At 57.3% G+C, this 9,185-nt stretch carries 8 protein-coding genes; 3 read left to right on the plus strand and 5 right to left on the minus strand.

Annotated elements, in window-relative coordinates; genetic code table 11:
- Positions 1–156 precede the first annotated feature (156 nt).
- The 4 genes from BDE01S_RS05605 to ybaK all read right to left on the minus strand — a co-directional run bounded on the left by BDE01S_RS05605 (position 157) and on the right by ybaK (position 3,107).
- A complete protein-coding gene (locus BDE01S_RS05605) occupies positions 157–936 on the minus strand; it encodes a phosphatidylserine decarboxylase (protein ID WP_066078456.1) in 780 nt (259 codons plus the stop codon).
- Between the two features lie 150 nt (positions 937–1,086).
- Complete coding sequence (locus BDE01S_RS05610) at positions 1,087–1,959, minus strand: hypothetical protein (RefSeq protein ID WP_066078457.1); 873 nt, start codon at positions 1,957–1,959, stop codon at positions 1,087–1,089.
- Positions 1,960–2,222: 263 nt separating this feature from the next.
- Positions 2,223–2,585: a DUF4870 family protein gene (locus BDE01S_RS05615; protein ID WP_066078460.1), complete on the minus strand. Its 363-nt coding sequence runs from the start codon at positions 2,583–2,585 to the stop codon at positions 2,223–2,225.
- Positions 2,586–2,624: 39 nt separating this feature from the next.
- Complete coding sequence (ybaK, locus tag BDE01S_RS05620) at positions 2,625–3,107, minus strand: Cys-tRNA(Pro) deacylase (protein WP_066078463.1); 483 nt, start codon at positions 3,105–3,107, stop codon at positions 2,625–2,627.
- Between the two features lie 86 nt (positions 3,108–3,193).
- On the opposite strand from ybaK, the gene BDE01S_RS05625 reads away from it, so the two are divergent.
- The 3 genes from BDE01S_RS05625 to purL all read left to right on the plus strand — a co-directional run bounded on the left by BDE01S_RS05625 (position 3,194) and on the right by purL (position 8,857).
- The gene (locus BDE01S_RS05625) at positions 3,194–3,550 is read left to right on the plus strand and encodes a RidA family protein (protein WP_066078466.1); all 357 of its coding nucleotides are present in this window, start codon (positions 3,194–3,196) and stop codon (positions 3,548–3,550) included.
- Between the two features lie 246 nt (positions 3,551–3,796).
- Entirely contained in the window at positions 3,797–4,657 is an 861-nt protein-coding gene (gene ygfZ / locus BDE01S_RS05630; RefSeq protein WP_066078469.1) for a CAF17-like 4Fe-4S cluster assembly/insertion protein YgfZ, read from the plus strand.
- Positions 4,658–4,915: 258 nt separating this feature from the next.
- Positions 4,916–8,857 (plus strand): phosphoribosylformylglycinamidine synthase, encoded by a 3,942-nt coding sequence (purL, locus tag BDE01S_RS05635; protein ID WP_066078472.1) that lies wholly within the window; start codon positions 4,916–4,918, stop codon positions 8,855–8,857.
- 21 nt (positions 8,858–8,878) lie between these two features.
- Here the strand turns inward: purL and BDE01S_RS11300 are convergent, their stop codons facing one another.
- Positions 8,879–9,100 (minus strand): hypothetical protein, encoded by a 222-nt coding sequence (locus tag BDE01S_RS11300; RefSeq protein WP_147283877.1) that lies wholly within the window; start codon positions 9,098–9,100, stop codon positions 8,879–8,881.
- Positions 9,101–9,185 lie beyond the last annotated feature (85 nt).

Consider the following 9,185-nt stretch of genomic DNA (forward strand, 5'->3'; position numbering starts at 1 on the left):
GATAATCAGGTATCATCCAAATCATTAATCCCATCTCCACAATTCAAACAGAAAGGCCGCACATCACACTGCCTTATTTCTTGCGAACAAAAAAGCCGTCTGAAAACAAACATTTTCAGACGGCCTTTTTTAGATTACCCGGCTTTGTTACACAGCTTATCCGGCGATATTTTTCTCTGCTTCGCGCACTTTGGCGGCGGCGGCTTCGATCAGTTGCTGTTCGGTATCGGGGGCTGCGGCTGTTTCTGCGCGGGCGGCGGATTGGTCAGATTCGCCGGTTTGCGGTGCTTCGGGCTGCAGGCGTGCCAGTATGGTTTGTACGCCGGTGACTTTGTCGCCGATGGCAACTTCGGCACGGGCGTCTGTCGGCAGATAGACGTCCACGCGCGAGCCGAAGCGGATGAAGCCGTAGCGCTCGCCGCGTTTCAGCTCGGCGCCGGCGCGGGTGTAGCACAGGATGCGGCGGGCGACGAGGCCGGCGACTTGTACGAAGGTGATTTCACGGCCGGATGCGGTGGTGGCTAAGACGGCGTTGCGTTCGTTTTCGGTGCTGGCTTTATCTAAATCGGCGTTTAAGAATTTGCCTTTATTGTATTCGACTGCAGTGACTTTGCCGTCCACGGGCGATTTTTGCGAGTGGACGTTGAATACGTTCATAAAGATACTGATTTTCAGGGCTTCGACTTTGCGGTAGGGGTCTTCGGCGCGCTCAACCACGACCACGCGGCCGTCCACCGGGCTTAATACGGCATCGGCATCCTGCGGCACGGGGCGATCGGGGTCGCGGAAAAACTGCAGCGCGAATACGGTAAACACCCAAAACGGCAGCGACCACCAGCCGGCGCAGGCGGCAACCAGCAGGCTGACAATCACGCCGCCGCCGATAATCGGCCAGCCCTCGCGGGCAATAATCGGATGGGGATAGCTACGGTTCATACTGCTTCCTTCATTTATTCTGTAAAATGGGCGTTATTATAGCGGATTTCGCGCGATGCTGTCGGAAATCGGCGGATTGCCGCCGATGTGTGTCAAAAAGCCGTCTGAAAAATGCGTTTTTCAGACGGCTTTTTGATGTTTGTCGGCTAATCAGGCCAATAAACCGCGCAGCGTGTCCCAATAAAACAGGCAGGCGACGGCGGCCAAGGCGATGCAGATGGCTGCGGCATTAAGGCCGCTGATTTTTTCTTTAAATGCCCAGGCGCCGACCAGCGTGCCCGCGCAGATAACGCCGATATTCATGCCGGCAAACACCAGCGTGGGGTTGTCCTGCATGGCTTGGTGCGCGCTGATGTAGGTGACGATGTTTAAAAAGTTCAAGGCGCCGAGCAAGACGCCGCCGATAATGCCTTCTTTGCTCCAACGGCAGCCTTTGGCCGACAGATAGGCAAACATTAAAATCCCCGCCAGGCAGAAGGCCACCAGCAGATTGCCGGCAAAGGCCGTACCGCTTTGTGCGAGCTGTTTGAACAGGATATCGATGATGCCGTAGCCCGCCCATACGCCCAGCAGCAGGCCGATTTGCTGCGGCGCGGCGGCGGATTTTTTACCGCTGTCTGCTTTCCACAGCAGGCAGAACAAGGCAGTAAAGGCCAGTGCCAGGCCGATAAGCCGCCCTTCCTGCAGGGTTTCGCCGAATACGATAAACGATGCGGCTACGGGCAAAAACAGCGACAAACGCTGCGCCGCGTCCGACTTCACGATGCCCGCGGCTTCTACCGCCCGCCCCATGATGACGAACACGGTCGGCAGCAGCACACCCAAGGCGGCAAACAGCCACCAAGTCGGCAGAAACTGCGCCGGATTGCTCAAATCGGGCTTCAACACCAGCATCGTCAACACCACTGCTACGATATAGTTGACCGCCACCGCCTGCTCGACGGGAATCTGCTGCCTGCGTGCGATTTTCAGCAATACCGATACTGCCACGCTGCAGGCAATGCTGGCCAAAAGATAAAGCATTTGTGTTCCTTTAAAAGGGATAGTCGTCGAACTTAAATCCTGCTACGGCGTTGGCCCGCCTTGTACTTGTAGCAGAATTGAATTTCGCCGACTATCGCTGAATAAAATCAAAATAATGGAAACAAGCGCACCTTGCCGCACGCGCTGCCGCCTGCCATAGCGGTTTCGGCGGCACAATACGGCCAACCTGCATATTTTCAGACGGCCGGAACATGGTCCGGCCGTCTGAAAATCGGGCGTTTCCGCAGCGAAAAGGCAGCGGTTTACAGCCAGCCGTCGGGCACAACGGTTTTGCCGTCGTAAAACTTCACAAAACCCGCCACCACGCGATAAATAAACCACACGCTGACAACAAACAGCAGCAGCAAGCCCACGCCCAGCGCCATGGTCAGGCCGCCGAGAAAATAGCCCGCCGCGCTGATCCAAAACGTGCGGATTAGATAGCGGATGTGGTTTTCATACGGCGTGCCGCGCATCGAGCCGCGCACAGCATAAGCGGCAATCACGCCCACCAGCGACGACACCACCGTCACCGCCGAGAGCGCGTATAAGCCGTAAATCACCATCATATAAGTGCGCCGGTTGTCTTTTTGCGGCGCGTTGTGTTCGATAATATTGTTGTCCATATCCTAACCTGTTCCATCTGCACGATATACTTGCCGCACTCAATCCACCGCCACATGCACATCCTGCGGGTTTAAATGCCGCAAATCCGCAGCGGCCATGCCGACGATAAACCCGCGCTTGCCGCCGTTGAGATAAATTTTGTCCAAATCCCAAATCGATGCTTCCACATACACCGGCAGCGCGGTTTTGCTGCCAAACGGCGTGGTGCCGCCCACCAGATAGCCCGTCCATTTATTGGCCTGCTTCGGGTCGGCCGGCTCAATGTGCTTCATGCCCAGCGCACGCGCCAGATTGCGTGTGGAAATCTGCTTGTCGCCGTGCATCAGCACAATCAGCCCTTTTTTCTGCTCGTTCTGCAACACGATGGTTTTAATCACAGCGTGCTCGTCCACGCCGAACAGCGACGCAAACTGCGCCGTGCCGCCGTGTTCTTCATACACATACACAAAAGGCTCGAACGCAACGGACGCAGCGCGCATCGCACGCACGGCGGCGGTGACGGGATAATCGGTTTTACTCATAACAAAGCCGTCTGAAAAAAGAGAGAAAAAGCATCAGGCAATATGTTACCATAACCGCCCGACCATTTCAGAACCAGGAGCCACGCATGAGCATACAATACCTCGGCCAAAACGAACGCCTCTCCGAAGCAACTGTCGCCAACGGCTTCGTATTCCTTTCCGGCATGGTGCCCGAAAATCCCGAAGCAGACGCCAAAGCCCAAACCGAAAACGTTTTGGCTCAAATCGATCACTGGCTGGCGCAATGCGGCTCCGACAAACGCCACATCCTCGAAGCCACCATTTTTCTGACCGACATGGCCGATTACGCCGCCATGAACGAAGCGTGGGATGCCTGGGCTGCACCCGGCCGCACACCCGCCCGCGCCTGCGTGGAAGCCAAGCTGGCCAAGCCCGAATGGAAAGTCGAAATCAAAGTATCTGCGGTGCAGATTTCGCAATAAACCTGCCATGCCGGTTGGCTGCGTCTGCTTGTACACCGAGGCGGCGCAGCAAACCGGTTTTGCCGATTGCCCCGAGGCGCATGGTCTAGCGTTATATAATTAAGCATATCGGAAGTTTTCCACCCGCCTGATACCGCATAACCCGGCTGCACCTATATAACTCACGCCGATAAACGCAACGCCCCCTTTATTTCCACCCGATCGTCCCCATCTGGCCTGCAAACATTCATACAGGATTCCACAATCATGCAAACCCGTCTGCCCTTTTTCGGCATCGTCCGCGTCAGCGGCGACGACCGTGCCGCCTTCCTGCACGGCCAGCTGTCCAACGACATCCAAAACCTTGCCCCCGGCCAAGCCTGCTACGCCACCTACAACACCCCAAAAGGCCGCGTTATCGCCAATATGCTGGTACTCAACCGCGGCGACGACCTGCTGCTGGCCATGGCGGAAGATTTGGTGGAAGCCGTTGTCAAACGCCTGCGGATGTTCGTTTTGCGCGCCAAAGCCGTCTTCGAGCCGCTGCCCGATTTTGCCGTCGCCGCCGAGCTGGACGAACACACCGCCGCCCTGCCTGCCGAAGAGCCTCATCTGGCCTTTGCCGCCACAGAGCAAAACGGCGTGTACACCGTTCAACTGCCGCACTCAGGCCGTCTGAAAATCGGCGCCGCCGAAGCGCTGCCCGCGCACGATGCCGCCGCCGAAAACGCCTGGAACCGCCACGAAATCCAAAGCGGCTACCCGTGGATTTCCGCCGCCACCAAAGAAACCGCCGTCGCCCAAATGCTCAATCAGCACATCATCGGCGGCGTACATTTCAAAAAAGGCTGCTACCCCGGCCAGGAAATCATCGCCCGCGCCCAATACCGTGGCCAAGTCAAACGCGGCCTCGCCGTATTAAGCGGCGCCTCGCTCGAAGCCGCCGGCGTGTCCGTGCGGACGGGCGGCGAAGAAGCCGGCCAGATTATCAATACCGCCCTCAACGAACACGGCAGCATCAGCCTGGCCGTGATTAAATTCTCCGCCGCACAGGCCGCGCTCACCGATGCCGACGGCAACGCACTGAAACAGGAAAAACTGTTTTTCACCCCCGAGCCGCAAGCCTGAGCCGCGCTGCCCGTGTAAACCCGACAAGCCGTCTGAAAAAAGCCGTCTGAATATTTCAGACGGCTTTTTTAGCCATTTTGAAGTTTGAATCAAAACCATCTTGAATCAAACCAAAATACTTAACCATGATAAGTGGTGCTAGGTTGCCCGTTTCCCCCAAGCCCTCCCCACAAACTCTACCCGCCAAATTGTCAACAGTTCCGCAGCGTTTCGGCGTATAATACGGCTTTTCCCAACCGCATTTGAGAGCTGAAATCCATGTCTGTTGTTTTGCCCTTGCGCGGCGCGGCCGCCCTGTCCGATTTCCGTATTGAAAAACTGTTGCAAAAAGCGGCCGCCCTCGGCCTGCCCGAAGCGAAACCGGAAAGCGAGTTTTGGTATTTTGTCAGCAGTGAAAACGCTGTGGACGCGGCCACTGTCGAGAAACTGCAAGCCCTGCTCGACGCGCAAAGCGTGGCTGAAGTGCCTGCCGCTTCAGACGGCCTGCATCTGTTCCTGATTACCCCGCGCATCGGCACGATTTCACCGTGGGCTTCCAAAGCCACCGACATCGCGCACAACTGCGGCCTGTCTGAAATCGAACGTATCGAACGGGGTATGGCGGTATGGATTCGCGGCAGTTTGACTGCGGAGCAACAGCAGCAATGGGCGGCCTTGCTGCACGACCGCATGACCGAAAGCGTGTTGGCCGACATCGGCGCGGCGGCGCAATTATTCCGCCACATCGAATCGGAAACTTTCTCTACCGTCGACGTATTGGCTCAAGGCAAAGACGCGTTGGTCAAAGCCAACAGCGAATTGGGTTTGGCTTTGTCGGCCGACGAAATCGACTATCTGGTTGAAAACTATCAAACTCTGAAACGCAACCCGAGCGATGTCGAGCTGATGATGTTTGCCCAAGCCAACAGCGAACACTGCCGCCACAAAATCTTCAATGCCGACTTTATCTTGAACGGCGAAAAGCAGCCGAAATCCCTGTTCCGCATGATTCGCGACACCCACGAAGCGCACCCCGAAGGTACGGTCGTGGCCTATAAAGACAACTCGTCCGTGATTGAGGGCGCGAAAGTCGAGCGTTTCTACCCGCATGCCGATGAAAACCAAGCCTACCGCTTCCACGAAGAAGACACCCACATCATCATGAAGGTGGAAACCCACAACCACCCCACCGCCATCGCACCGTTTGCAGGCGCAGCCACCGGCGCGGGCGGCGAAATCCGCGACGAAGGCGCGACCGGCAAAGGATCGCGCCCGAAAGCGGGCTTAACCGGCTTCACCGTGTCCAACCTGAACATTCCGGGTTTGGCGCAGCCTTGGGAACAAGCCTACGGCAAACCCGGCCACATCGCTTCGCCGCTGGACATCATGATTGAAGGCCCCATCGGCGGCGCGGCGTTCAACAACGAATTCGGCCGCCCGAATTTGCTTGGCTATTTCCGCACCTTTGAAGACAAATTCGACGGCCAAGTGCGCGGCTACCACAAGCCGATTATGATTGCCGGCGGCTTGGGCAGCATTCAGGCGCAGCAAACCCATAAAGACGAAATCCCCGAAGGCGCGTTGCTGATCCAGCTCGGCGGCCCGGGCATGCTCATCGGCTTGGGCGGCGGCGCGGCCTCCTCTATGGACACCGGCACCAACGACGCTTCTTTGGATTTCAACTCGGTGCAGCGCGGCAACCCCGAAATCGAACGCCGCGCGCAGGAAGTCATCGACCGCTGCTGGCAGCTGGGCGATAGCAACCCGATTATCTCGATTCACGACGTGGGCGCGGGCGGCTTGTCCAACGCCTTCCCGGAATTGGTGAACGATGCCGGACGCGGCGCGAAATTCAAACTGCGCGACGTGCCTTTGGAAGAACACGGCCTCACCCCGCTGCAAATCTGGTGCAACGAATCGCAAGAGCGTTATGTGTTGTCTATCTTAGAAAAAGATTTGGACACCTTCCGCGCCATCTGCGAGCGCGAACGCTGCCCGTTTGCCGTAGTCGGCACTGCCACCGACGACGGCCATCTGCAAGTGCGCGACGATTTGTTCGGCAACAATCCGGTTGACCTGCCGCTCAACGTGTTGCTGGGCAAACCGCCCAAAACCACCCGCAGCGACAACACCGTCAGCCGCCAAGCCGAAGCCTTTGTTTCAGACGGCATTGATTTGAAAGAAGCCGCCTACCGCGTATTGCGCCTGCCGGCCGTGTCTGCGAAAAACTTCCTGATTACCATCGGCGACCGCAGCGTGGGCGGCATGACCCACCGCGACCAAATGGTCGGCAAATACCAAACCCCCGTGGCCGACTGCGCCGTGACCATGATGGGCTTCAACACTCATCGCGGCGAAGCGATGTCCATGGGCGAAAAACCGACCGTCGCCCTGTTTGACGCGCCCGCCTCCGGCCGCATGTGCGTGGGCGAAGCGATTACCAACATCGCCGCCGCCAACATCGGCGACATCGGCAACATCAAGCTCTCCGCCAACTGGATGGCGGCCTGCGGCAACGCGGGCGAAGACGAAAAACTCTACTGCACCGTCGAAGCCACCTCGAAAATCTGCCAAGCCTTGGATTTGAGCATTCCGGTGGGTAAAGACTCGCTGTCGATGAAAACCGTGTGGCAGGACGGCGCGGAGCAAAAATCCGTGGTATCGCCTTTGAGCCTGATTATTTCCGCCTTCGCCCCGGTGCAAGACGTGCGCAAAACCGTTACGCCCGAGCTGAAAAATGTCGCCGACAGCGTGTTGCTGTTCGTGGACTTGGGTTTCGGCAAAGCGCGTATGGGCGGATCGGCTTTGGGTCAGGTGTACAACAATTTAACGGGCGAAGCCCCCGATGTGGACGACGCAGGCCGTCTGAAAGCGTTTTACGACGTGATTCAGCACTTGATAGCCGAAGACAAACTGCTGGCTTATCACGACCGCAGCGACGGCGGTTTGTTTGCCACGCTGGCGGAAATGGCGTTTGCCAGCCGTGTGGGCTTGGAAGTAAACATCGACCAATACGCACAAACCATTTTTGCCGAACTGGAAGCAGACCACCCGAGTGTGATTGTTGAGGAATTACTCCCGACAGCCAATCTGAATGCATTATTTAATGAGGAATTAGGCGCAGTTATCCAAATTAGACAAACAGATGCAGAAGCCGTTCAGGCAGCCTTCAAACAAGCAGAAATTGATGCAGTTTATGCTGTCGGCTCTATTTCTTCCGCCGATAATTTGCGCATCAGCAGCGATGGCGAAGTGATTTTCGACGAAGGCCGTCTGAAACTGCAACAAGCCTGGCAGGAAACCAGCCACGCCATTCAAAAACTGCGCGACAACCCCGCCTGCGCCGACAGCGAATTTACGCTGTTGGGCGACAACCAACGCAGCGCACTCTTCGCCGACCTCACATTCGACGTGAACGAAGACATCGCCGCGCCGTTTATCGCCACGGGCGCGAAACCGAAAATCGCCATCCTGCGCGAACAGGGCGTAAACGGCCAAATCGAAATGGCCGCCGCCTTTACCCGCGCCGGCTTCGACGCTTACGACGTGCACATGTCCGACCTGATGAGCGGCCGCGTCAGCTTGGAAACCTTCCAAATGCTGGCGGCCTGCGGCGGTTTCAGCTACGGCGACGTGCTCGGTGCGGGCGAAGGCTGGGCGAAATCCATCCTGTTCCATCCCGCCCTGCGCGACCAGTTCGCCGCCTTCTTCGCCAACCCCAACACGCTCACTTTGGGCGTGTGCAACGGCTGCCAAATGGTGAGCAATCTGGCGGAAATCATCCCCGGCACCGAAAACTGGCCGAATTTCCGCCGCAACCTGAGCGAGCAGTTCGAAGCCCGCCTGAGCATGGTCAACGTACCCAAATCCGCCTCGCTGATTCTCAACGAAATGACCGGCAGCAGCCTGCCCGTCATCGTCAGCCACGGCGAAGGCCGCGCCGACTTCACCCGCACCGGCGGCCGAATCCCGGCCGGTTTGGACATCGCGCTGCAATACGTCGACGGGCAAAACCAAGTCACCCAAACTTACCCGCTCAACCCCAACGGCTCGCCGCAAGGCATTGCGGGCGTGACCAGCGCCGACGGCCGCGTCACCATCATGATGCCGCACCCCGAACGCGTATTCCGCACCGCGCAAATGAGCTGGGCACCGAAAGACTGGGCCGAACACTCCGGCTGGTACCGCCTGTTCGCCGGCGCGCGTAAGGCTTTGGGCTAAACACGCTCTAGTGTAGAAGCCCTAAAGCATCAAAGCCGTCTGAAAAATACCGATAGCGGTGTTTTTCAGACGGCTTTTTTTATGCGGATATCCGACCATGCCGTTTGAAAACCGGCTTTTTAAGGTTGGAGATGTCGGATTGAAATCATCTATAGACAAAGAACCAGAATGAGACAAGGCAGCAACATCGCGGGCAGTACAGATAACACGTCGGCGGAATTGCTGCTTCAGCAGCTTAGTCAAGCCCCTCTTTGAGCAAGATGCAGCAACGCGGTATCATTCTGTGTTCAATGACGATACTTGTACTGTCTGCGGCTTCGCTGCCTTG

It is taken from the genome of Bergeriella denitrificans NBRC 102155 (genome assembly GCF_001592185.1).
Taxonomy (GTDB): Bacteria; Pseudomonadota; Gammaproteobacteria; order Burkholderiales; family Neisseriaceae; genus Neisseria; species Neisseria denitrificans.

Bases quoted from the DNA above. Each gene is read 5' to 3' on its own strand.
- BDE01S_RS05605 (WP_066078456.1), bottom strand. From the start codon at position 936: ATGAACCGTAGCTATCCCCATCCGATTATTGCCCGCGAGGGCTGGCCG.
- BDE01S_RS05610 (WP_066078457.1), bottom strand. From the start codon at position 1,959: ATGCTTTATCTTTTGGCCAGCATTGCCTGCAGCGTGGCAGTATCGGTA.
- BDE01S_RS05615 (WP_066078460.1), bottom strand. From the start codon at position 2,585: ATGGACAACAATATTATCGAACACAACGCGCCGCAAAAAGACAACCGG.
- ybaK (WP_066078463.1), bottom strand. From the start codon at position 3,107: ATGAGTAAAACCGATTATCCCGTCACCGCCGCCGTGCGTGCGATGCGC.
- BDE01S_RS05625 (WP_066078466.1), top strand. From the start codon at position 3,194: ATGAGCATACAATACCTCGGCCAAAACGAACGCCTCTCCGAAGCAACT.
- ygfZ (WP_066078469.1), top strand. From the start codon at position 3,797: ATGCAAACCCGTCTGCCCTTTTTCGGCATCGTCCGCGTCAGCGGCGAC.
- purL (WP_066078472.1), top strand. From the start codon at position 4,916: ATGTCTGTTGTTTTGCCCTTGCGCGGCGCGGCCGCCCTGTCCGATTTC.